Source organism: Acidimicrobiales bacterium, from assembly GCA_035536915.1.
In the GTDB taxonomy this organism is placed as follows: domain Bacteria; phylum Actinomycetota; class Acidimicrobiia; order Acidimicrobiales; family JAHWLA01; genus JAHWLA01.
Genome location: DATLNE010000049.1, coordinates 67,874 through 87,999, shown reverse-complemented (window position 1 = coordinate 87,999; position 20,126 = coordinate 67,874). Strand labels below are relative to the sequence as shown.

Sequence of the window (20,126 nt, the reverse complement as noted above, 5' to 3'; positions counted from 1 at the left end):
CGTCGGCTCGTCTCGGCCACTTCGACTTCGTGGTCTGCGGCCAGGGCCTTGGCGATCACGACCCGCGTCCTGGCGGTGACCGAGGACGCCGACGCGTTCACGACGAGGAGGACCTTCAACGGCCTCGGCTTACTCCTCGGATGCGTTCTGGCGGAGTTGGGTCAGGCTGCGGGCCAGCAATCGCGAGACATGCATCTGGGAGATTCCGAGTCGGGTCGCGATCTCGGATTGCGTCAGACCCTCGAAGAACCGCAAGTGCAGGATCTTCTGTTGGCGCGGCGGCAACTGGGCGATGAGGGGGCTGAGGGACACCCGATGCTCGACGTCGGCCATCGAGTCGTCGTCCTCACCGATGGTCGAGCCCAGCGACCCGCCCTCCTCCCCAGTGACCGGAGCGTCGAGGGAGGTGAAACGGTAGGCCTGCCCGGCCTCCATGGCCTCGAGCACCTCTTCCTCCGAGACTGCCGCGGCTTGGGCGATCTCGGGGATGGTGGGTGAACGCCCGAGGTCCTGGTTGAGGGTGTTGACCAGCGTGGCCAGTCGCAGGTGGAGCTCCTGCATCCGGCGCGGCACCCGCACGGCCCAGCCCTTGTCCCGGAAGTGTCGCTTCAGCTCGCCGACGATCGTGTGGGTGGCGTAGGTCGAGAACTCGAGCCCCCGCTCGGGCTCGAACCGGTCGACCGCCTTGATCAACCCTGTCGATGCCACCTGGACCAGATCATCGAGAGGTTCGCCGCGGTTGTTGAAGCGTCGGGCGAGGTACTCGGCCAGGCCGAGGTGGGCCTCGATCAGCGCGCTTCTTGTCTTTTCATCGCGGGAACCGGCGAAGGCGACGAACATGTCGCGCAACTCCTGGCGACGCTCGGCGTCGAAGGCCACGTCAGACCTCGATGCGCCGTTTGAGCAGGCGGAACGATGGGGCCCCGTCGGTAGTCGTCAGCGCGTGCTCGTCGGCGACGGCGTCGAGGATCAACTCGGATAGTTCGGTCAGGCCGGCGGTGGGCAGCCCGTCGTCGAACGCGCCCGTCCCGACCACTTCGAGGCTTCGCTCGTGCACCGAGTACGTCATCGACACGGTCCCGGGGCGTCCCCTGGTCCCCATTAGACCGAAGAGAAGCTCGTCGATCGCGATTCGGAGGTCGTCGATCTCGTCGAGTGTGAACGAGAGCCGGCTGGCCAAACCCATAGCCGTGACCCGGGCCAGGCGGAGGAACTCCGGATCGGCCGGCATCACTAGGCGCACCTGGTCGGGCATGGCTTCGGAAGGTACCACCGGAGCAGGAGTCCGGTCCGGCCCCAAATTGGTCCACCAACGAGGGGCAGGCGAGAATCGGCGCCATGAACGTCGTCGTCTGCGTCAAGCAGATCCCAGATCCGGCCTCGCCGGGACGCCTCGACCCGGCCACCAACACGCTGGTGCGAGAGGGCAAGTTGATCCTCGACGACTCCGACGCCTACGGAGTGGAGATGGCGTTGCAGTTGGTCGACAAGGCCGGCAGTGGCGAGGTGACCCTTGTGTCGATGGCCCCGAACAACGAGGTCAGCGGTCTCCGCACCGCGTTGGCGATGGGAGCCCACAAAGCGATCCTCGTCTCCGACGATTCGCTCAAGGGAGCTGACGCGCTCACGACGGCCAAGGTCCTCGCCGGCGCGATCGGACGGGCCAGCGCCGACCTCGTACTGGCCGCCACCGAGTCGACCGACGGCTACACCGGCACCACGCCGGTGCAGATCGCCGAGTTGCTCGGGCTGCCGTCGGTGACCTTCGCCAAGCACGTCGAGATCGACGGCTCCACCGTGAAGGTCAACCGCCAGACCGAGGAGGGCTTCGACGAGGTCGAGTGCCCGCTGCCGGCCGTGGTCACCGTGACCGCCGGCGTGGTCGAGCCCCGGTACCCGTCGTTCAAGGGGATCATGGCGGCCAAGGGCAAGCCGGTCGACACCCTCAAGGTCGGTGACCTCGGCATCGAGGCGCCCGCCGTCGGCCAGCAGGTCACCGACGTGGCCGCCGCCGAAGAGCGCCAGGCCGGCGAGATCGTGGTCGACGAAGGCGACGCCCACGAGCGCATTGTCCAGTTCCTCGAATCCCTGAAGGTGATCTGAGCCATGGCATACGACAAGGTCTGGGTGCTGGCCGAGGTGGCGGAAGGCAAGCCCACCGGCAGCACGTTGGAGTTGCTCACCAAGGCTCGCGAGATCGCCTCGACGGTCGAGGCGTGGACGTGGGGCGGCGAGGCCGCAGCCGTGGCGTCGACACTGGGCGCCTACGGGGCCACCAAGGTCTACGACGTGGGCGACCTGGGCGGCGCGCTGGCCGGCGTGCCCGTGGCCGCGGCCATGGCCGCCGAGGTGCAGGGCGGCAACAAGCCCGACGCCGTCATCTCCGCCACCAGCTACGACGGCCGCGACATCGCCGGCCGCCTGTCGGCCAAGCTCGACGTGGGCGTGCTGACCAACGTCGTCGGGCTGTCGGGCGACGGCACCAGCGAGCACGCCGTGTTCGGTGGCACCACCGTGGTCAAGGCGGCCTTCACCAACGACACCCCGCACATCTTCCTGGTGCGGCCCAAGTCGTTCGCGGCCGAGGAGAGCGGGGGCGGCGCCCCCGAGGTCACCTCGGTGACGGCCCCCGACGCCGGTGCCACCAACGCCGCCAAGGTCATCCAGCGCCACATCGAGGAGCGCACCGGCCCCAAGCTCGACGAGGCGGCCGTGGTCGTGTCGGGCGGGCGCGGCCTGGGCGAGGCCGAGAAGTTCGACATGGTCGAGCAGTTGGCCAAGCTGCTCAAGGGGGCGCCCGGCGCCTCCCGCGCCATCGTCGACGCGGGCTGGGTGCCCTACTCGTACCAGGTGGGCCAGACCGGCAAGACGGTGAAGCCCACCGTCTACATCGCCTGCGGCATCTCTGGCGCCACCCAGCACATGGTGGGCATGAAGGGCGCTAAGAACATCATCGCCATCAACAAGGACCAGGAGGCGCCGATCTTCTCGATCGCCGACCTCGGCATCGTGGGCGACGTGCACAAGGTGCTGCCCAAGCTCCTGGAGGCCTTGCAGGGCCGGGCCTAGGCTCCGCCCCCATGGGGGCTTGGAAGAACTGGGCAGGGAACCAGCAGTGCGCGCCGGCGCGGGTCGAGCACCCCGCCGGCGCCGCCGCGTTGGCGGACGTGGTGCGCTCGGCCTCGCGAGTGAAGGTGGTGGGGTCGGGGCACTCGTTCACCGACATCGCCGTCGTCCCCGACGGCGGGGTGCAGGTGGTGCTCGACCGGCACTCGTCGTTGCTGTCGGTCGACCGCTCGTCGGGACGGGTGACGGCCCAAGCGGGCATGACCTTGCTGGCGCTGAACCGGGCCTTGTCGGCGGTGGGGCTGGCGTTGCCCAACCTGGGCGACATCGCCTACCAGACCGTCGCCGGGGCGGTGTCGACGGCAACCCACGGCACGGGCATCGGCTTCGGGGGCATCGCCACGCAGATCGTCGGCCTGGAGTTGGTCGCGGCCGACGGGACTGTGGTGCGGGCCTCGGCCGACGAGGAGCCTGAGGTGTTCGCCTGTGCGCGGGTGGGGCTGGGCGCGCTGGGCGTGTTGTCGTCGGTGACGCTGCAGTGCGTGCCCGCCTTCCGGTTGCAGGCGGTGGAGGAGCCGATGCGGCTGGGCTCGGTGCTGCGGGACCTCGACCGCCACGTCGAGGAGAACGACCACTTCGAGTTCTTCTACGTGCCGCACACCGACTGGGCATTAACCAAGCGCAACAACCGCACCGACGCGCCGGTGGGAGGGATGCCCCGGTGGAAGTGGCTGCGCGACAAGGTGCTCATGGAGAACGTCGCCTTCGGCTCGGTGGTGCGCCTGGGGCGGCGGCGGCCCTCTTTGATCCCGCGGCTGGCCACTGCGCTGCCGTCGAGTGGGCGGACCGAATACGTGAAGCCCAGCCACGACGTGTTCGCCTCGCCCCGCTGGGTCCACTTCTACGAGATGGAGTACTCGGTGCCCCGGGAGGCAGGGGCCGAGTGCCTGCAGCGGGTGCGGAAGTTCATTGACGACTCCGGGCTGCGCATCTCGTTCCCCATCGAGGTGCGCTTCACGGCGGGCGACGACATCCCGCTGTCGACGGCCTACGGCGGCGAGCGGTGCTACATCGCCGTGCACGTGTACCGGGGGATGGAATACGAGCGGTACTTCCGGCACGTCGAGAAGGTCATGCGCTCAGTGGGCGGGCGGCCCCACTGGGGCAAGCTACACTACCGCACGGCAGAGGACTTGGCACCGGTCTACCCGGAGTGGGACCGCTTCCAGGCCGTGCGCCGCAAGCTCGACCCCGACGGCAAGTTCGCCAACGCCTATTTGGATCGCGTGCTCGGGTCGGTACCGTGAGCGCATGATCCGTCGCCTTGTCCTCGTCGCTGCCGTACTGCTGGCGTCGTGTTCCGACGACAAGGGCGACGACGTGCGCCTCTCGGCGGACGAGAGCACCACCTCGACGAGCGAAGAGACCACCACGACCAGCGAGGCGACGACCACCACCACGGCAGCGCCCGTGGTGACCACGGTCAAGGCTCCGACGACGACGGCCAAGCCGACCACGACGACGTCGACGATCCCGGCGAGCATGGCCAAGGTGACGGTGGTCAACAACTACCCGGCGTCGATGGTGGTCAACGTCAACGGGGTGAAGGTCACGGTGGCCGCCAACTCCCGCAAGGGCCCGTTCGGCGTGAAGCCGGGGGCGACAGACGGCAACGACGTCATCACCTTGGCCCGCTCCGACGACCCGACGTGCGGGACCGGCGGGGCCGACGGCTACTTCGCGGCGGGCGGCACCTACGAAGTGACAGTGATCGTGTCGGCACCGTCGGGCTGCAACAACGGCAAGCCCAGCCCCGGCGGACGGGTGAACCCCGGCAACAAGGGCGTCTGAGTCAGGCGGCGTCCGAGGCCGAGACGGCGAAGGCTCGCCCGGTCTCGGGGTCTTCGACGGCGAGGCGGAGCGACCAGCCGGTGACCGGTTCGCCCGCGTCCCACAGGAACCAGCGCAGTTCGTGCACCAGTTCGCCCAGTTCGTCGGGCGCCAGTGGCCAGTCGTCGAGGGAGTCGCCGACGGCGGCCACCGTCCACCAGGCGGCGAAGCGGCCCTTGGCCATGCCGCGGCGGCGGCCGTGGGCGCCGCCCGAAGCGGCCGTCCACGCCATGTGGGCCAAGGCGTCGGCGGGCTCGATCGATGCGAGGCGCACCGTCGGTGGCCCAAGCGCCGCCACGGCCGCCGCCGCGTCGCCCTCGACGGCGGCCGCTTCGGCCCGGCCGTTCGACTCGGTGAGCCACGCCTCCGCCAGTTCGGTCAGCGCCCGCGCCGCTTCTGGCACCGAGATCACGCCTCCTGCAGCGTGATCTCGGTGCCAGAACGAGGAGGGGGGCGGTGGGGCGGGGAAGTCGGCTTTGTCGGCCCGGTAGTCGGCCACCGGGTAGGCGGGCTCCCAGTCCTGCAGCGCCAACGGCAGCTCGAACACCGGCTCGACGTCGGCGCCGGTGAGGTCGTCGCCCCGCACCACCCGTTCGTATGCCGCCAGCGCGGCCACCGGACCCGCGGGCGCATGCGGCGCCAAGTCGTCCCACGTGTGCGTCGACGCCGCCACCTCGGGCAGCGGGCCGAGGGCGAAGCGGCCGGTGCCCGGCACCAGCATCTGCGCAGCCCACGGCGCAGGCGCTTCCAATGCCAGCCGGTACTCGGCGTGGGCGGCCACCGGCCACAGTTGCTTGCCCCGTGCCATGGCGGCCCGGCACAGGTCGCGCAACGACAGCAACCCGTCCCACTCGCGCACCGAGCACAAGCGGTCGACCTCGCGGGTGAGGCCGTCGATGTCGTCGAGGTTCAGACCAGCGGCCACGGGTACGCCCTGTGCCCCGGCGGGGGATCGGGGAAGACCGGGTGCTGCACCACCCAGCACGCCCGTTCCACCAGTGCTTCGATCTCGGCGGGGTGCAACAACTGCTCCAGGGCTGCGGGCGGCGACGCGGCCATGCGCGCCAGGTCGGCCAGCAAGGGCGCTTCGACCGCTTGCCCGGCGAAGTCCCAGATCACCGTGCGCAGCTTGGGCTCGACGTGGAACGACAAGCCGTTGTCGATGCCCCAGATGCGCCCGTCGTCGCCCAGGAGACAGTGCCCGCCCTTGCGGTCGGCGTTGTTGGCCACCAAGTCGAAGGCTCCGATGGTGCGCAGGCACTCGTGGTGGTCGGGCTTCTCCAGCAAGGTGAAGTAGTGCTCGGAGAAGTCGGCGGCGATGAACCGCTGGTACGACCCCACGCCGAACGGCCCGTCGTGGCGCAGCACGGTCTCGGGCACGACGTTCCAGCCCAGCGCGGCCGACAGCTCGTAGGCCGCCACCTCACGGAGGAAGAGGCCGTCGGGGAAGTCCCACAGCTCGCGCTCGCCCCGGTGCGGCTTGTAGACCGCGGGCATCTCTACGTCGTCGAGCGTCAGCGTCACCAGGAAGGTGGCGTTCGAGCTCCACGGCATGCGGCCTTGGAGCGCCACCTCGCCGGAGGCGAGGACGGTCAGAGCGTCGGCGGCCGGTGCCCGTTCGTCCGCGGACACGCGTGGCCCTTCGGGTCGAGGGGGTAGCCGCAGAGCGGGCACGGCGGGCGGCCCGCCTCGACCAGCTGCGTGCCCCGGATGGCGAGGGCGGCTACCTGTTCCCGGCTGACGAAGAAACGAGCCTCGCCGGCGTCCTCGTCGTCCATCGCCACCTCTTCCGCCACCAGGAGGAACCGGTCGATCTCCTCGTCGTAGGTGATGCCCAGGGTGCCGATCACCCACTCGGCTACCACCGGCTCTTCGAGGTCGAGGTCCTCGGGGAGGTGGCCGGGCCGGGCCATGCCCTGCAGCAGCTCGCCCAGGTAGGTGGCCAAGGCCGCCACTTGCGACTTCTCCAGCTTGAGGGTCACCAGGTCGGGGCCTTGGCGGGCCTGGAGGAAGAAGGCGCGCTGGCCCGGCGGCCCCACGGTGCCGATGGTGATGCGGTCGACTGCTGTGAAGTCGAACGACGAGCTCATGGCTACGACGGCTTCAGGTCGGTGAGGTCGCCGACCAGGTTCACGCCGAGCACGGCGGGGCCCTCGCCGAAGTAGGCGATGGCGGTCACCGAGCACGGCGACACGACGATGCGCTGGAACAGGTCGAGGTGGGTGCCGAGGGCGTCGGCCACCGCCGCCTTGATGGGGTCCGCGTGCGACACCAACACGATGGTGCGGCCCTCGTGCTGCGCCCGCAGCCGGGCCGCCGTCGAGGTGATGCGGGCCTGCATCTCGTTGAACGACTCGCCGTTGGGGAAGCGGAACCCGCTGGGGTACCGCTGCACCGTCTTCCACTCCGGCAGCTTCATCAGGTCTTTCAGCGCGGCGCCCGTCCAGTCGCCGAAGTCGCACTCCGACAAGCCCTTGTCGACCTTCACCTTGAGGCCGAGCGCCTTGGCGATGGGTGCGGCCGTCTCGCGCGCCCGCTCCAACGGCGAGGCGTAGACGGCGGCCACGTCGGCCAGCGCGGCGATGCGGGCGGCGGCGGCCTCGGCCTGACGCGTGCCTTCGTCGGACAGGTGCAGCCCCGGGGCGCGGCCTGGCAACACGGCACCGGTGGTCGGGGTGCGGCCGTGGCGGACGAACAGGGCGACCGTGAACGGCGGCTGCTTGGGGCGTCTCGGCATGGGCGGCGACCAACCTACTCTGGCGCCGTGGCTGCGCCCGACTCGCTGGAACGGGTCACCGCCGAGGTCGTGGACTGCTTCGCCTGCCCCCGGCTGGTGGCGTGGCGCGAACTGGTGGCTACAGAGAAGCGGGCGTCGTTCGCCGACGAGGAGTACTGGGGCAGGCCCATCCCCGGCTGGGGTGATCCCGCCGCCCGGCTGCTCGTCGTGGGCCTCGCCCCTGCTGCCCACGGAGGCAACCGCACCGGGCGCATCTTCACCGGCGACCGTTCCGGCGACTGGTTGTTCCGCGCCTTGTGGCGGGCGGGCTACGCCAACCAGCCCACAAGCGTGCGCCGCGACGACGGGCTGGAACTGACCGACTGTTACATCGCCGCGGCCGTGCGTTGCGCACCGCCCGCCAACAAGCCCACGCCCGACGAACGCGACCGTTGCCTGCCCTACCTGGCCCGCGAACTGGCGTTGCTGCGCGAGGTGCGGGTGATCGTGGTGCTCGGGCAGTTCGGCTACGACGTCGCCGCCCGACTGCTGGGCCTGCGCCCCAAGCCGCGGTTCGGCCACGGCGTCGAGGTGCCGCTGCCCGACGGCCGCACGATCGTCTGTTCGTACCACCCCAGCCAGCAGAACACCTTCACCGGCACGCTGACCGAGGACATGTTCGACGCCGTCTTCACGCGGGCCCGTCAGCTGAGCGCCAGCACCTCGCCCACCGCGTAGGCGACGGCGGTCAGGCCCAGGAACCCGGCCACCGCCAAGCGCAGCCTGCGGTCGCCCGCCCGGATGGCGAGCGCGGCGCCGAGGCGGGCACCGGGCACCACGCCCAGCGACAGGAAGGCCGCCGTGCGCCAGTCGATGTCGCCGAACAGCGCGTGCGTGATGGTGCCGGGCACGGCGAAGATGCCGACGCAGGCCAACGAGGTGGCGATGGCCGTCTTCAACGGGATGCGGGCCAACTCGGTGAAGCCGGGCACCATGGCCACCCCGCCGCCGATGCCGAGCAGCCCCGACAGCAAGCCTGCGGCGGCGCCGATGCCCACAAGGACGGCGGGCCGGTCGTGGCGGCGGTCGGGCGGGGCGGGCTGGTCGGGAGCGGCCACTGCGTCGGTCTCCGGCGCCCCCGGGGTGCGGGGCGTCTTGGCCATGCGCCATGCCGTGAACCCCAACAGCACGGCGGTGGCGATCATGAGCCAGTGGCCTTCACCGGGGATCACTTTCGACAACAACGAACCGGCGACAGCGGTCACGATGCCCGCGGGCGCCGCCCACGCCACCACGTCCCAACGGATGATGCCCTCACGGGAGTAGCGCCACGCGCCCGTCGCCGCGCTGGGCAGGACCGAGGGAAGGGTGGTGCCCACGGCGAACGCCGCGCTCACCCCGAGCAGGCGGATGGCGGGGGTGGAGATGACGGCGCCGCCCACGCCGAAGGCCGCCGACAGGACACCGGTGCAGACGCCCGCCAAGAACGTCAGGACCGCATGGAGCACGTCGGACGGCATCATCGGCCGCGTGTCTAGCCCACCGGTGCGATGCTGAAGCGATGTCCGGGACTTCCCACCTCGAGCGGCTGCGGACGACCGGCCGCGACCTCGTGTCGCTCGTGAGCGGCGCCGATGCCGCCGACCTGCGCCGCGACCCCGCCCCCGACGAATGGTCGGCGGCCACCGTCGTCGCCCACCTGGCCGACGCTGAGTTGGTGTGGAGCGTGCGCCTGCGCATGATCGTGGCCGACGACCGCCCCTCGCTCACGCCCTTCGACGAGAACTCGTGGGCCGAGCGCTTCGGCGACCTCGACGAGGACGTGCGCGACACGCTGCAGCGGTGGCGGGCGCTGCGCGACAGCAACCTCCGGCTGCTCGACTCGCTGGTGGAGGGGGAGTGGGAGCGCACCGGCTCACACCCCCAACGCGGCGTGCTGTCGGTGACGGCGTTGGTGAAGGCGCAGGCCGAGCACGACCGCGCCCACCTCGACCAGATTCGCGCCGCGCTGGCCACCTCGTAGCTCCGGGTGACCGCCGCCGGCCTCCTCGACCAGTACCGCCGAGGCCAGGTGTCGCCGGTGGAAGTGGTGGCCGCGGTGGAGGAACGGGCGGCCGAGGTCGAGCCCACCTTCAACACGCTGACGGCAACAGCCTTCGAGCAGGCCCGCGCCGATGCCGCGGCGTCGGCCGCCCGCTATGCCGAAGGGCGGCCCCTGCCGCTCGACGGCGTGCCCGTTGTGGTCAAGGACATGATCGACACCGCCGGGCTGCGCACCACGTACGGGTCGAAGATGTTCGTCGACCACGTGCCGCACGACGATGCCCCGGTGGTGGCCGCGCTGCGCGCCGCAGGCGCGGTCGTCGTCGGCAAGGCCGCCACCCATGAGTTCGCCTGGGGGATCACCACCGACAACGCCCACTTCGGCCCGACCCGCAACCCCCGCTCGCCTGCCCACGTGCCGGGCGGCTCCAGCGGTGGGTCGGGCGCTGCCCTGGCGGCAGGGCTGGTGCCCTTGGCGCTGGGCACCGACACGGTGGGGTCGGTGCGCATCCCGGCGGCGTTCTGCGGCGTGGTCGGGTTGCGGCCTACCTACGGCCTCGTCGACACCACCGGCGTCTTCCCGCTGGCGCCGTCGTTCGACGTGGTGGGACCGATGGCCGCCACGGTGGCCGACGTCCGCCTGCTGCTGGGTGCGATGGCGCCCGTCGGCGGGGCGCGGGCCTCGGCTCGCATCGGCGTGTGCCCCGACCTCGACCAACTGCCGCTCGGCCCGTGGGCACGCGCCGGGCTCGACGCCGCGTTGCGCCTCGCCGGCGATGTCGCCACCGTGGCGTTCCCCGATGCGCCGCCGCTGTTCGAGACGGCGTCGACCATCGTGTTGGCCGAAGCGCTGCACACCCATCGACGCGCCGGCCTGTGGCCCAGCCGAGCCGACGACTACAGCGACGAGTTGCGGCCCCGCTTCGCCTCGGCCGAGGCGGTCAACCTGCCGCGGTACCTGGACGCCCAGGAGGCCCGACGCCGGCTGATGCGCACCGTCGCAGGGCTGTTCGAGGAAGTCGACGTCCTCCTTTCCGCAGTGTCGACGGTGGCGCCGTTGCCCATCGGCGCCGATCCCACGGGCTTCCGCGAAGCGGTCATGACGTGCACCGCGCTCCAGAGCCTGTGCGGCCTGCCCGCCTGCGTGGTGCCGGTGGGCGTCGATGCCGAAGGGCTGCCGACTGCCGTGCAGGTGACCGGTGCTTGCGGCGCCGACGCCCTCGTGCTCGATGCCGCCGAACGCCTCCAATCGCACTTACAGTAAGCCTTGACTGTTTACGGTAAGTAGGCGCACAATGGCAACGTGCCCGCCGCTGCCCGTCCCCGTCGCACCCAGGAAGAGCGCCGGGCCCAGACCCGCACCGCCTTGCTCGACGCCACCGTCGACTGCCTGGTCGACCTCGGCTTCGCCTCCACGACGACCACCGAGGTGACCCGGCGGGCGGGCGTGTCGGTGGGCGCCTTGCTGCACCACTTCCCCAGCAAGGCCGACCTGCTGACGGCGGCCGTGGCCCACGTGCTCGACCGCCGCCAGGACGAGTTCCGCAAGTCGATGGCCAACCTCGACCCCGGCGCCGACCGGGTCGACGCCGCCATCGACCTGTTGTGGTCGAGTTTCTCGGGACCCACGTTCGTGGCGTGGCTCGAACTGTGGGTCGCCGCCCGCACCGACCCCGAGCTGGCCGAGGTGGTGGCTGCGGTCGACGAGGACTTCGTGCGCACGTCGAAAGAGCTCTACCGAGAGCTCTTCCCGCCCGAGGAGTACCCGCGCGTCGGCCTCGACACCTTGCCGTTCGTGTTCGCCGTGATGGACGGCGCCGCGCTGCAACGGCTGGTGCCCCACGGCGAGGACGCGGATGCAGTGATCGACATCTTGAAGACCCTTGCCCGGCTCGCGTTCCTGCGTGAGCCCGGCGGACAGGAGGCGGAATGAGCACGGCAATCAAGGACGAGGCCTGGTACGCGCTGCTCGACCGGCTGAACGAGCAGTCGGTGACCAAGCACTTCGATGCCTACGCCGACATCGACTGGGACAGCGAGGAGATGCGCCTCGACCCCGAGGACCCCCGCTGGGAGCTCAGCGCGGAGGACCCGCTCAGTCGTACCGAGTGGTACCGCTCGTTGCCTGCACCCGCTCGTGCCCGGCTGGGGTGCGAGATGACGGCGTCGAAGATGAAGACGGGGCTGCAGTTCGAGAGCAGCCTCAAGCGTGGGTTGCTGGAGTTCGCCGAGGGGCTGCCCAACCGCTCGCCCGAGTTCCGCTACGCCTACCACGAGGTGATCGAGGAAGCGCAGCACGCCCTCATGTTCCAAGAGTTCGTGAACCGCTCCGGCTTCGACGCCGCCGGGCTCGGCGCCCTCGAACGGTTCGGCGCTCGCTTCGTCGTGCGGATCGCCCGCCGCTTCCCGCCGTTGTTCTTCGTGTTCGTGCTCGGCGGCGAAGACCCCATCGACTTCGTGCAACGGCGCAGCCTCCGCCGCGACGACCTGCACCCGTTGCTCGAGCGCATCATGCGCATCCACGTCACCGAAGAGGCCCGGCACCTGTCGTTCGCCCGGCATTACCTCAAGCGCACCGTGCCCGCCCTCGGGCCGGCGCGCCGCGCCGTGCTGGCGGTGGGCGCACCGATGATCCTCGCCGTGATGGCGCAGCTCATGCTGCAGCCGTCGTCGCAGATCGTGCAGCGCCACGGCATCCCCAAGGCCGTCATCGACGAGGCGTACCGGAAGAACCCGGAGCACAAGCGGGTGACCGGCGAGTCGCTGCAGAAGGTGATGACGTTGTGCAAGGAGCTGGGCCTCCTCCGTCCGCCGTTCGGGCGGCTGTGGCGGGCCCTCGGCCTCCGACCTTCGTGAGCGACGAGGGGCGGGCCCGCCTGCTCGCCGCCTTCCTGGCTGCTGCCGGGGTGACCCACTTCCTCGTGCCGCGGACCTACGACGCCATCGTGCCCGCCGCCCTGCCGGGCTCGCCCCGGGCCTGGACCATCGGCAGCGGCGTGGCCGAGCTCGCCTGTGCCGCCGCGGTCGCCCATCGGCGCACGCGGCGGGTGGGTGCCCTCGCCGCCTTCGTGCTGTTCGTCGCCGTGTTCCCGGCCAACGTGAAGATGGCGATCGACTGGCAGGACGAGGCCTGGCCCCGCCGAGTCGGCTCCCTCCTGCGCCTGCCCCTGCAGGTGCCGTTGCTGATCTGGGCGTGGCGGGTGGCCCGCGCCGGCCGACGGCCGGAAGATGCGGAGGAATCGCGCCGTTTTCCGGCGCGGTTCGGACGCAACTTCGGCAGTGGCGGCGGGGGTGGCGGCGGCCGGCCGGGGTAGGGGCGGGCGCCACCGGGTACGGCTGGGGAGGAACGCACTGCGCACCCACGGCACTGAGAACAGGAGAACCATGATCGGCTTCATCGTCTTCGGATTGGTGGTGGGCGCCCTTGCCCGGTTGCTGGTTCCCGGCCGCCAAAGGCTGTCGCTCGTCGCCACCCTCGTGCTCGGCCTGGTGGGGTCGATCGTCGGCGGTGTGGTCGCCAACGCCCTGGGCACCGGCGACATCTTCGAGCTCAACTTCCTCGGCGCCGTGGTGGCCATCGCCGCGGCCGTCGTGCTCATCGTCATCGGCGAACGCGTGAGCCAAGCCCGCACCTGACGGTGTGCCCTTAGTTGTAGGGCAACTTCCGATCTTCACGGCCCGCCACGGGTGTTTGGCTGGCGGGACCGTGGAGACCCTCGAGCAGTTCCGCACCGCCGCCCGCGCCTGGCTCGATGCCAACGTGGCGCGTCGCCCTGACCGCCACGACCACGTCGTGTGGGGCGAGGGCTCCGACTCGGTCGCCCTCTTCAAGAACCTTGCCTACGAGGAGGAGAAGGCCCACATCGACGCCCTCCGTCGCTGGGTGGCGACCAAGGCCGACGCCGGGTTCGCCAACGTGTCGTGGGAACCGCAGTGGGGCGGTCGCGGCCTGCACCCCTCGTACGAGCGGGCCTTCGCCGAAGAGGAGCAGGCCTACACCGTGCCCGAGCCGCACGAGTCGGTCGGCATCACCACCCATCTCATCGCCCCGACGATCCGTGCCATGGGCACGGAGGCCCAGAAGCAGCGCTTCCTCCGCCCCATGCTGCGCACCGACGAGATGTGGTGCCAGCTGTTCTCGGAGCCGGGTGCAGGATCGGACCTGGCCGGCGTGGCCACCCGCGCCGTGCGCGACGGCGACGAGTGGGTGATCGACGGGCAGAAGGTGTGGACCTCGGGCGCCCAGTACGCCGACTGGGGCTACGTGCTCTGCCGCACCGACCCCGACGTGGCCAAGCACAAAGGGCTGACCGCGTTCATCGTCCCCATGGCGGCGCCCGGCGTGGAGGTGCGGCCGTTGCGCCAGATGACGGGCGGCTCGTCGTTCAATGAAGTGTTCTTCACCGACGTGCGCGTGGGCGACGACTTCCGCCTTGGCGAGGTCGGCGCGGGGTGGCTGGTGGCCCTCACCACGTTGAGCTTCGAACGCAACGCGTCGACCGGCGCGCTCAGCACCGGCATGTCGCGCCGGCTCGTGGCCCTCGCCCAGCACCTGGGCGTGGCGGGCGACCCGGTGCACCGCCAGGCCTTGGCCCGGGCCTACACCGCCGACGTGCTCTTGGAGCTCACCGCCCGGCGGGCCACGGCGAAGCTCAACGCCGGGGAGACGCCGGGGCCGGAAGGCTCGATCGCCAAGCTGAGCTGGACCGAAGCGATACGCCTCTACGCCGACGTGGCCTCGTCGCTGCTGGGCCCTCGCCTGGTGGCCGACGCCGGGGAGTGGGGCACCTACGCCTGGTCGGAGCTCGTCCTGGGCATCGCCGGCTACCGGGTGGCCGGAGGGACCGACGAGGTCCAGCGCAACATCATCGGCGAGCGCGTCCTGGGGCTGCCCGGCGAGCCCCGCACCGACCGCATCACCGCCGGGCGCGACGCGCCCCGCTGAGAGGAGCCCACGTGGAGACCGAGGCCATGCGCGTCGAGCGCGACGAGGACGGCGTCGTCGTCGTCACCTTCTCGGTGCCCAAGACGTTGAACTCGATGACGGCGCGGTTCGTCGACGAGCTCGGCGACGTGCTCGAGGAACTGGGGCGCGACGTCACCGTGCGGGCCATCGTGCTCACCGGCGAAGGGCGCGGCTTCAGCTCGGGCCACGACCTCGCCGAGATGGCGGGCGACACCGAGTCGCTGTCGATCCCCGCGGGCTACGAGGTACAGAACGCCTACGCCAGGCTCATCGTGCGCATCAAGGAGACGCCGCACCCGGTCATCGCCGCCGTCAACGGCGTGGCCGCCGGGGGCGGCTTGGCCATCGCCCTGGCCGCCGACACCCGGGTGTGCAGCGAATCGGCGCGGTTCAACTGTGCCTTCGTGCGCCTGGGCATCTCCGGCTGCGACGTGGGCATGAGCTACCTGCTGCCGCGCGTGGTCGGCCCCACCCTCGCCTTCGAGATGATGATGACCGGCCGGCTGGTGGCCGCCCAGGAGGCGCTGCGCAACCGCTTGGTGCTCGACGTCGTGCCCGACGGCGAGGTGGTCGAGGCCGCGGTGCGCATCGCCCGCGACATCGTGCGCAACTCGCCCTTCGCCATCCGCATGACCAAGCAGGTGATGTGGGCCAACCTCGACGCGCCCAGCCTGCAGTCCGCCATCGAGCTGGAGAACCGCACCCAGATGGTCTGCGTGATGACCGAGGACGCCCGCGAGGCGTTGGGCGCCTTCGTCGAGAAGCGCCGGCCCGCCTTCCGCAACCGCTGAGCCCCCGCCTGCGGCGCGTATCTCCAGGGATTGCCCGACTGTGCAGGGCGCGGCGGCATCGTCACACTCACGTGGTCGAGCCTGAGGAGCTTTATGTACGAGATACCGATCGAACGCGGGAAGATCCGGGAGTTCGCCATCGCCACCAAGGCCACGAACCCCGCGTACCAGGGGCCGGATGCGGTCATCCCGCCCACCTTCCTGACCACTGCAGCCATGTCGTGGGAGCCCCCGGGCGAGTTCCCGACCGAGGAGCTCTCCTTCGACATGCGCCGCATCCTCCACGGCGAGGAGGAGTACCTGTTCTTCGGCCCGTTGCCCCGGGCGGGCGAGACGCTCGCCGTGTCGGCCCGGCTGGGTGACCGCTGGGAGAAGGAGGGCAAGCGGGGCGGCACCATGCGCTTCGCCACCCTCGTCCGCGAGTTCCGCAACGCCGCAGGCGACCTCGTCGCCGAGCAGCGCAGCACGCTGGTCGAGACCAGCCGTCCCCCCTCGGAGAGCTGACATGTCCGTCATCGCACCGCAGTCCCTCACCGTCGGCGCCCAGGCCGAGGAGCGCACCTACCCGCCCCTGACCCGCACCGACATCGTGCGCTACGCCGGGGCCTCCGGCGACTTCACACCGCTGCACCACGACCAGGAGTTCGCCGAGAAGGCGGGCTACCCGACCGTGTTCTCCATCGGCATGTACCAGGCGGGCCTGCTGGCCGGCTTCGCCGCCGACTGGCTCGGCGCCGAGAACGTCCGCCGTTTCGCGGCGCGCTTCCGCGAGCAGGTGTGGCCGGGCGACGAGCTCACGTGCGCGGGCACCGTCTCGGCCGTGGAGGACACCGCCGAAGGCCGCCGCGTGGACGTGGAGCTGGAGTGCCGCCGCCAGACCGGCGGCGTGGCCATCACCGCCACAGCGACCTTCGTGCTCCCCGCCTGACCTTTCTCAACCGACCTCACCGAACAGGAGCATCTTCGTGGACCCCATCACCTTCGACGGCCAGGTGGCCGTCGTCACCGGCGCAGGCAACGGGCTGGGCCGCACCTACGCGCTCGAGCTCGCGCGCCGCGGCGCCAAGGTCGTCGTCAACGACCTGGGCATCAACCCTGACGGCACCGGCGCCCAGTCGGTTGCCGCCGACGCCACCGTGCAGGCCATCGTCGACGCGGGCGGCGAAGCCGTCGCCAGCTACGACTCGGTGGCCGACGCCGCGGGCGGCGCAGCGATCGTGCAGCGGGCCGTCGACGCCTTCGGCACCGTCGACATCGTGATCAACAACGCGGGCTACGTGCTCGACAAGAGCTTTGTGAACATCTCGTTCGAGGACCTCGAGAAGATGCTCGACGTCCACCTGCGGGGCGCCTTCTTCGTCACCCAGCCCGCCTTTCGCATCATGCGGGAGAAGGGCTACGGCCGGTTGCTGTTCACCTCGTCGTCGGCCGGCCTGTGGGGCAACTTCGGCCAGTCCACCTACGCGGCGGCCAAGACCGGCCTGCTCGGCCTGTCGAACGTGCTCGCCGTCGAAGGCGCCAAGTACGACATCACCTCCAACGTGATCGCGCCCATCGCCCGCTCGCGGCTGACCGAGGACCTGCTCGGCCCCATGGCCGACGCCCTCGACCCCGAGCTGGTCATGCCGATCTCGCTGTACCTCGTGTCGCGCAACTGCGACGTGACCCACGAGATCTACTCGGCCGGTGGCGGCCAGTACGCCCGTTCGTTCATCGCCCAGACGCCGGGCTGGTTCGCGGGCAAGGGCACGCACCCCTCGGTCGAGGACATCCGCGACCACATCGAGGAGATCCGCAACGAAGCGGGCTACATCGTCCCGTCCGACATCAGCGCCGAGAGCATGGCGCTCCTCGCCAAGCTCACCTAGGAGTGACCGTGTTCGGCATCACCTCCGTCGGCACCTACGTCCCCCAGGGACGCCTCGACCGCTCGGCCGTGGCCGCCGTGCTCGGCTCCTCCGGGGGCAAGGGCACGCGGTCGGTGGCCTCCTACGACGAGGACACCACCTCGCTCGGCGTGGAGGCAGGGCGCCTGGCGCTGCGTTCGGGGGTCGCCCCCAGCGCAGTGCTCTTCGCCACCACCGACCCCGCCTACCTCGACAAGACGAACGCCACCGCGGTGCACGCCGCGCTGGGCCTCGACTCGAGCGCAGCGGCCTTCGACGCCGTCGGTTCGGTGCGTTCGGGCATCGGTGCCCTGCGGTCGGCGCTCGACGCCGCCGCCGCAGGCCGTCCCACCCTCGCCGTGCTCTCCGACATCCGCAACGGGTTGCCGGGCGGGCAGGACGAGGTGCAGGGCGGCGACGGGGCGGCTGCCTTCCTGTGCGGCCGCGACGGAGTGATCGCCGAGCTGGCGGGCGCCGCCTGCTCCACCAGCGAGTTCCTCGACCGGTGGCGCTCGCCGGGCCAGCCCGCCTCCCGGGTGTGGGAAGAGCGCTTCGGCGAAGCGGCCTACGCGCCGTTGGCCGAAGCCGCCGTGGCCGACGCCTGCAAGCAAGCGGGCATCACCATCGAAGCCGTCGACCACCTGGTGCTGGCGGGCCTGCACGGGCGGGCCAACCGGGTCATCGCCAAGAGCCTGGGCGTGCGCAAGGAAGCACTGGCCGACGACCTCACCGGTGTCATCGGCAACACGGGCTGCGCCCATGTCGGCCTGCTGCTGGCCGACGCCCTCGACCGGGCCGAGCCGGGCCAGGTCGTGCTCGTCGTCAGCGTGGCCGACGGCGTTGACGCCCTCGTGTTCCGCACCACCGAGGCATTGCCCGCGGCGCGCGCAGGCGCCGTCGCACTGCGCGAGCGCATCGCCACCGAGACGTCGACCGTCGCCTACCCCATGTTCCTGACGTGGCGGGGCATGCTCAACCGCGAGCCCCCGCGCCGGCCCGATCCCGACCGCCCGGCCGGCCCGCCGTCGTTGCGCAGCGAGGCATGGAAGTTCGGCTTCAGCGGCTCGCGCTGCATCGCCTGCGGCATGCGCCACCTGCCGCCCACGCGGGTGTGCGCCTCGTGCCACGCCGTCGACGAGATGGAGCCCGAGCGCCTGGCCGACCTGCAGGCCACCGTCCGCACCTTCACCGTCGACCGCCTGGCCTTCTCGCTCAACCCGCCCACCGTCATCGTGGTCGTCGACTTCGACGGCGGCGGCCGGTTCCAGTGCGAGATGACCGACGTCGACCCCAGCACCCTCGCCATCGGCGACCGGGTGGAGATGACGTTCCGCCGGCTCTACACCGCCGACGGCGTGCACAACTACTTCTGGAAGGCTCGGCCCGTGCGGGCCGGAGGAGGCAACGACTGATGGCGTCCAACGGCATCCGTGACCGCGTGGCGATCGTGGGGATGGGCTGCACCCCGTTCCGCGAGCACTGGGACAAGGGGGTCGACGACCTGCTCGTCGATGCCTCGCAGGCGGCCTTGGCCTCGGCGGGCGTGACCCACGACGAGATCGACGCCTACTGGCTCGGCACCATGGCCTCAGGCCTGTCGGGCATCACCCTCTCGCGTCCTCTGAAGCTCAAGTACAAGCCGGTGTCGCGGCTGGAGAACTTCTGCGCCACCGGCTCGGAGGCCTTCCGCAACGCGTGCTACGCGGTGGCGTCGGGCGCCTACGACACAGCCATGGCCATCGGCGTGGAAAAGCTGAAGGACTCGGGCTTTTCCGGGCTGACAGGCACGGCGCCGCCCAACGACGGCACCGCTGCGCCGCTGACGGCGCCCGCCATGTTCTCCCTCCTCGCCCCCGCCTACGCCAAGAAGTACGGCGTCGACGCCGAAGAGATGAAGGAGGTCATGACGCGCATCGCTTGGAAGAACCACAAGAACGGCGCGCTCAACCCCTTGGCCCAGTTCCGCAAGGAAGTCGACAAGGACGTCATCTGCAACTCGCCCCTGGTGGCGGGCCAGCTCGGCATCTACGACTGCTCCGGCGTGGCCGACGGCTCCGCCGCGGCGATCATCGTGCGGGCCGAGGACGCCTACCGCTTCACCGACAAGCCGCTGTTCGTGAAGGGCCTGTCGTTCGTGGCAGGTCCGGCCGAGGGCACAACCGACCCCGACTTCGACTTCACCAGCTTCGAGGAGACGGTGGTCTCGGCCGAGGACGCCTACCGGCAGGCGGGTATCACAGACCCGCGGTCGGAGCTGGCCATGGCCGAGGTGCACGACTGCTTCACCCCGACCGAGCTCGTCATCATGGAAGACCTCGGCTTCGCCCAGCGGGGCATGGGGTGGAAGGAAGTGTTGGCGGGCACCTTCGACCTCGACGGCGAGCTGCCGGTCAACCCTGACGGCGGCCTCAAGAGCTTCGGCCACCCCATCGGCGCCAGCGGCCTGCGCATGCTCTTCGAGTGCTGGCTCCAGCTTCGTGGCGAGGCCGGCCCCCGGCAGATCGACAACGGCAAGAAGCTGGCCCTGACCCACAACCTCGGCGGCGCCCCCGGCGAGTGCGTCAGCTTCGTGAGCGTCGTCGGCTGCGAACGGAGCGATGCGTGAACACGCACGGCGCCGGCGTCGTCCGCACGGATGACGCCGACGCCGAAGCGACCTCCGTCACCACGCCGACGCGGGCGGCCGTGGTGACGGGGGACGCCGGCGGCTGGGCGGCGGCCTTGTTCGCCGTGCAGCCGTCGATGCCCCCGGCGACGACGAGGTAGGA

Annotated in this window: 26 protein-coding genes; 19 read left to right on the top strand and 7 right to left on the bottom strand. The window is 70.9% G+C overall.

Annotated features, from left to right (window positions below; all coding sequences use genetic code 11):
• Positions 1-129 precede the first annotated feature (129 nt).
• Together VM938_15790 and VM938_15785 are read right to left on the bottom strand one after the other, a co-directional pair.
• Positions 130-840 carry an RNA polymerase sigma factor SigF gene (locus VM938_15790; protein HVF76499.1) on the bottom strand — a complete coding sequence of 237 codons (711 nt, stop codon included), beginning with the start codon at positions 838-840 and terminating at the stop codon, positions 130-132.
• Between the two features lie 40 nt (positions 841-880).
• The gene (locus tag VM938_15785) at positions 881-1,255 is read right to left on the bottom strand and encodes a hypothetical protein (GenBank protein ID HVF76498.1); all 375 of its coding nucleotides are present in this window, start codon (positions 1,253-1,255) and stop codon (positions 881-883) included.
• An 83-nt stretch (positions 1,256-1,338) separates the two neighbouring features.
• On the opposite strand from VM938_15785, the gene VM938_15780 reads away from it, so the two are divergent.
• Genes VM938_15780 through VM938_15765 form a run of 4 tightly spaced genes read left to right on the top strand, consistent with a single transcriptional unit; the run spans position 1,339 to position 4,917 of the window.
• Positions 1,339-2,103 (top strand): electron transfer flavoprotein subunit beta/FixA family protein, encoded by a 765-nt coding sequence (locus tag VM938_15780; GenBank protein ID HVF76497.1) that lies wholly within the window; start codon positions 1,339-1,341, stop codon positions 2,101-2,103.
• A gap of 3 nt (positions 2,104-2,106) precedes the next feature.
• On the top strand, positions 2,107-3,069 hold the full coding sequence (locus VM938_15775) for an electron transfer flavoprotein subunit alpha/FixB family protein (protein ID HVF76496.1): 963 nt from the start codon (positions 2,107-2,109) through the stop codon (positions 3,067-3,069).
• A gap of 11 nt (positions 3,070-3,080) precedes the next feature.
• The gene (locus VM938_15770; GenBank protein HVF76495.1) at positions 3,081-4,373 is read left to right on the top strand and encodes a D-arabinono-1,4-lactone oxidase; all 1,293 of its coding nucleotides are present in this window, start codon (positions 3,081-3,083) and stop codon (positions 4,371-4,373) included.
• 4 nt (positions 4,374-4,377) lie between these two features.
• Positions 4,378-4,917, top strand: coding sequence for a hypothetical protein (locus VM938_15765; GenBank protein HVF76494.1), 540 nt, complete (start codon positions 4,378-4,380; stop codon positions 4,915-4,917).
• Between the two features lies 1 nt (position 4,918).
• On the opposite strand, the gene VM938_15760 is transcribed toward VM938_15765, so the two are convergent.
• Genes VM938_15760 through VM938_15745 form a run of 4 tightly spaced genes read right to left on the bottom strand, consistent with a single transcriptional unit; the run spans position 4,919 to position 7,693 of the window.
• Positions 4,919-5,881, bottom strand: coding sequence for a DUF6183 family protein (locus VM938_15760; GenBank protein ID HVF76493.1), 963 nt, complete (start codon positions 5,879-5,881; stop codon positions 4,919-4,921).
• Positions 5,866-6,588 (bottom strand): SCO1664 family protein, encoded by a 723-nt coding sequence (locus VM938_15755; GenBank protein HVF76492.1) that lies wholly within the window; start codon positions 6,586-6,588, stop codon positions 5,866-5,868. Before VM938_15755 ends, VM938_15760 begins: the two co-directional genes overlap by 16 nt.
• On the bottom strand, positions 6,549-7,046 hold the full coding sequence (locus tag VM938_15750) for a DUF3090 family protein (GenBank protein HVF76491.1): 498 nt from the start codon (positions 7,044-7,046) through the stop codon (positions 6,549-6,551). Before VM938_15750 ends, VM938_15755 begins: the two co-directional genes overlap by 40 nt.
• 2 nt (positions 7,047-7,048) lie before the next feature.
• Positions 7,049-7,693 carry an MSMEG_4193 family putative phosphomutase gene (locus VM938_15745; protein ID HVF76490.1) on the bottom strand — a complete coding sequence of 215 codons (645 nt, stop codon included), beginning with the start codon at positions 7,691-7,693 and terminating at the stop codon, positions 7,049-7,051.
• Positions 7,694-7,720: 27 nt separating this feature from the next.
• On the opposite strand from VM938_15745, the gene VM938_15740 reads away from it, so the two are divergent.
• Positions 7,721-8,410 (top strand): uracil-DNA glycosylase, encoded by a 690-nt coding sequence (locus tag VM938_15740; protein ID HVF76489.1) that lies wholly within the window; start codon positions 7,721-7,723, stop codon positions 8,408-8,410.
• Here the strand turns inward: VM938_15740 and VM938_15735 are convergent.
• Positions 8,377-9,195 carry a sulfite exporter TauE/SafE family protein gene (locus VM938_15735; GenBank protein HVF76488.1) on the bottom strand — a complete coding sequence of 273 codons (819 nt, stop codon included), beginning with the start codon at positions 9,193-9,195 and terminating at the stop codon, positions 8,377-8,379. The genes VM938_15740 and VM938_15735 overlap by 34 nt on opposite strands.
• A 38-nt stretch (positions 9,196-9,233) precedes the next feature.
• Between VM938_15735 and VM938_15730 the strand changes: the two genes are divergently transcribed.
• The 14 genes from VM938_15730 to VM938_15665 all read left to right on the top strand — a co-directional run bounded on the left by VM938_15730 (position 9,234) and on the right by VM938_15665 (position 20,124).
• A complete protein-coding gene (locus VM938_15730; protein ID HVF76487.1) occupies positions 9,234-9,695 on the top strand; it encodes a DinB family protein in 462 nt (153 codons plus the stop codon).
• 6 nt (positions 9,696-9,701) lie between these two features.
• Complete coding sequence (locus tag VM938_15725) at positions 9,702-10,979, top strand: amidase (GenBank protein HVF76486.1); 1,278 nt, start codon at positions 9,702-9,704, stop codon at positions 10,977-10,979.
• A 39-nt stretch (positions 10,980-11,018) separates the two neighbouring features.
• The gene (locus VM938_15720) at positions 11,019-11,648 is read left to right on the top strand and encodes a TetR/AcrR family transcriptional regulator (protein HVF76485.1); all 630 of its coding nucleotides are present in this window, start codon (positions 11,019-11,021) and stop codon (positions 11,646-11,648) included.
• Positions 11,645-12,571, top strand: a complete 927-nt coding sequence (locus tag VM938_15715; GenBank protein ID HVF76484.1) for a diiron oxygenase — start codon at positions 11,645-11,647, stop codon at positions 12,569-12,571. The genes VM938_15720 and VM938_15715 overlap by 4 nt, the downstream gene beginning before the upstream one ends.
• The gene (locus VM938_15710; GenBank protein ID HVF76483.1) at positions 12,568-13,029 is read left to right on the top strand and encodes a hypothetical protein; all 462 of its coding nucleotides are present in this window, start codon (positions 12,568-12,570) and stop codon (positions 13,027-13,029) included. The genes VM938_15715 and VM938_15710 overlap by 4 nt, the downstream gene beginning before the upstream one ends.
• 70 nt (positions 13,030-13,099) lie before the next feature.
• A complete protein-coding gene (locus VM938_15705; protein HVF76482.1) occupies positions 13,100-13,351 on the top strand; it encodes a GlsB/YeaQ/YmgE family stress response membrane protein in 252 nt (83 codons plus the stop codon).
• 70 nt (positions 13,352-13,421) lie between these two features.
• Complete coding sequence (locus tag VM938_15700) at positions 13,422-14,660, top strand: acyl-CoA dehydrogenase family protein (protein HVF76481.1); 1,239 nt, start codon at positions 13,422-13,424, stop codon at positions 14,658-14,660.
• A gap of 11 nt (positions 14,661-14,671) precedes the next feature.
• Entirely contained in the window at positions 14,672-15,472 is an 801-nt protein-coding gene (locus tag VM938_15695) for an enoyl-CoA hydratase-related protein (GenBank protein HVF76480.1), read from the top strand.
• A 93-nt stretch (positions 15,473-15,565) separates the two neighbouring features.
• Positions 15,566-15,976, top strand: coding sequence for a MaoC family dehydratase N-terminal domain-containing protein (locus VM938_15690; GenBank protein ID HVF76479.1), 411 nt, complete (start codon positions 15,566-15,568; stop codon positions 15,974-15,976).
• Between the two features lies 1 nt (position 15,977).
• Positions 15,978-16,400 carry a MaoC/PaaZ C-terminal domain-containing protein gene (locus VM938_15685; protein ID HVF76478.1) on the top strand — a complete coding sequence of 141 codons (423 nt, stop codon included), beginning with the start codon at positions 15,978-15,980 and terminating at the stop codon, positions 16,398-16,400.
• Positions 16,401-16,437: 37 nt separating this feature from the next.
• Entirely contained in the window at positions 16,438-17,340 is a 903-nt protein-coding gene (locus VM938_15680; GenBank protein ID HVF76477.1) for an SDR family NAD(P)-dependent oxidoreductase, read from the top strand.
• Positions 17,341-17,342: 2 nt separating this feature from the next.
• A complete protein-coding gene (locus VM938_15675) occupies positions 17,343-18,770 on the top strand; it encodes an OB-fold domain-containing protein (protein ID HVF76476.1) in 1,428 nt (475 codons plus the stop codon).
• The gene (locus VM938_15670) at positions 18,770-19,963 is read left to right on the top strand and encodes an acetyl-CoA acetyltransferase (GenBank protein ID HVF76475.1); all 1,194 of its coding nucleotides are present in this window, start codon (positions 18,770-18,772) and stop codon (positions 19,961-19,963) included. Before VM938_15675 ends, VM938_15670 begins: the two co-directional genes overlap by 1 nt.
• Positions 19,960-20,124 carry a hypothetical protein gene (locus VM938_15665; GenBank protein HVF76474.1) on the top strand — a complete coding sequence of 55 codons (165 nt, stop codon included), beginning with the start codon at positions 19,960-19,962 and terminating at the stop codon, positions 20,122-20,124. Before VM938_15670 ends, VM938_15665 begins: the two co-directional genes overlap by 4 nt.
• Positions 20,125-20,126 lie beyond the last annotated feature (2 nt).

Excerpts from the sequence above, each read along its gene's own strand:
- VM938_15765 (HVF76494.1), top strand. The coding sequence starts at position 4,378 with ATGATCCGTCGCCTTGTCCTCGTCGCTGCCGTACTGCTGGCGTCGTGT.
- VM938_15745 (HVF76490.1), bottom strand. The coding sequence starts at position 7,693 with ATGCCGAGACGCCCCAAGCAGCCGCCGTTCACGGTCGCCCTGTTCGTC.
- VM938_15705 (HVF76482.1), top strand. The coding sequence starts at position 13,100 with ATGATCGGCTTCATCGTCTTCGGATTGGTGGTGGGCGCCCTTGCCCGG.
- VM938_15750 (HVF76491.1), bottom strand. The coding sequence starts at position 7,046 with ATGAGCTCGTCGTTCGACTTCACAGCAGTCGACCGCATCACCATCGGC.
- VM938_15790 (HVF76499.1), bottom strand. The coding sequence starts at position 840 with ATGTTCGTCGCCTTCGCCGGTTCCCGCGATGAAAAGACAAGAAGCGCG.
- VM938_15735 (HVF76488.1), bottom strand. The coding sequence starts at position 9,195 with ATGATGCCGTCCGACGTGCTCCATGCGGTCCTGACGTTCTTGGCGGGC.
- VM938_15770 (HVF76495.1), top strand. The coding sequence starts at position 3,081 with ATGGGGGCTTGGAAGAACTGGGCAGGGAACCAGCAGTGCGCGCCGGCG.
- VM938_15780 (HVF76497.1), top strand. The coding sequence starts at position 1,339 with ATGAACGTCGTCGTCTGCGTCAAGCAGATCCCAGATCCGGCCTCGCCG.
- VM938_15670 (HVF76475.1), top strand. The coding sequence starts at position 18,770 with ATGGCGTCCAACGGCATCCGTGACCGCGTGGCGATCGTGGGGATGGGC.
- VM938_15685 (HVF76478.1), top strand. The coding sequence starts at position 15,978 with ATGTCCGTCATCGCACCGCAGTCCCTCACCGTCGGCGCCCAGGCCGAG.
- VM938_15690 (HVF76479.1), top strand. The coding sequence starts at position 15,566 with ATGTACGAGATACCGATCGAACGCGGGAAGATCCGGGAGTTCGCCATC.
- VM938_15715 (HVF76484.1), top strand. The coding sequence starts at position 11,645 with ATGAGCACGGCAATCAAGGACGAGGCCTGGTACGCGCTGCTCGACCGG.
- VM938_15730 (HVF76487.1), top strand. The coding sequence starts at position 9,234 with ATGTCCGGGACTTCCCACCTCGAGCGGCTGCGGACGACCGGCCGCGAC.
- VM938_15785 (HVF76498.1), bottom strand. The coding sequence starts at position 1,255 with ATGCCCGACCAGGTGCGCCTAGTGATGCCGGCCGATCCGGAGTTCCTC.
- VM938_15775 (HVF76496.1), top strand. The coding sequence starts at position 2,107 with ATGGCATACGACAAGGTCTGGGTGCTGGCCGAGGTGGCGGAAGGCAAG.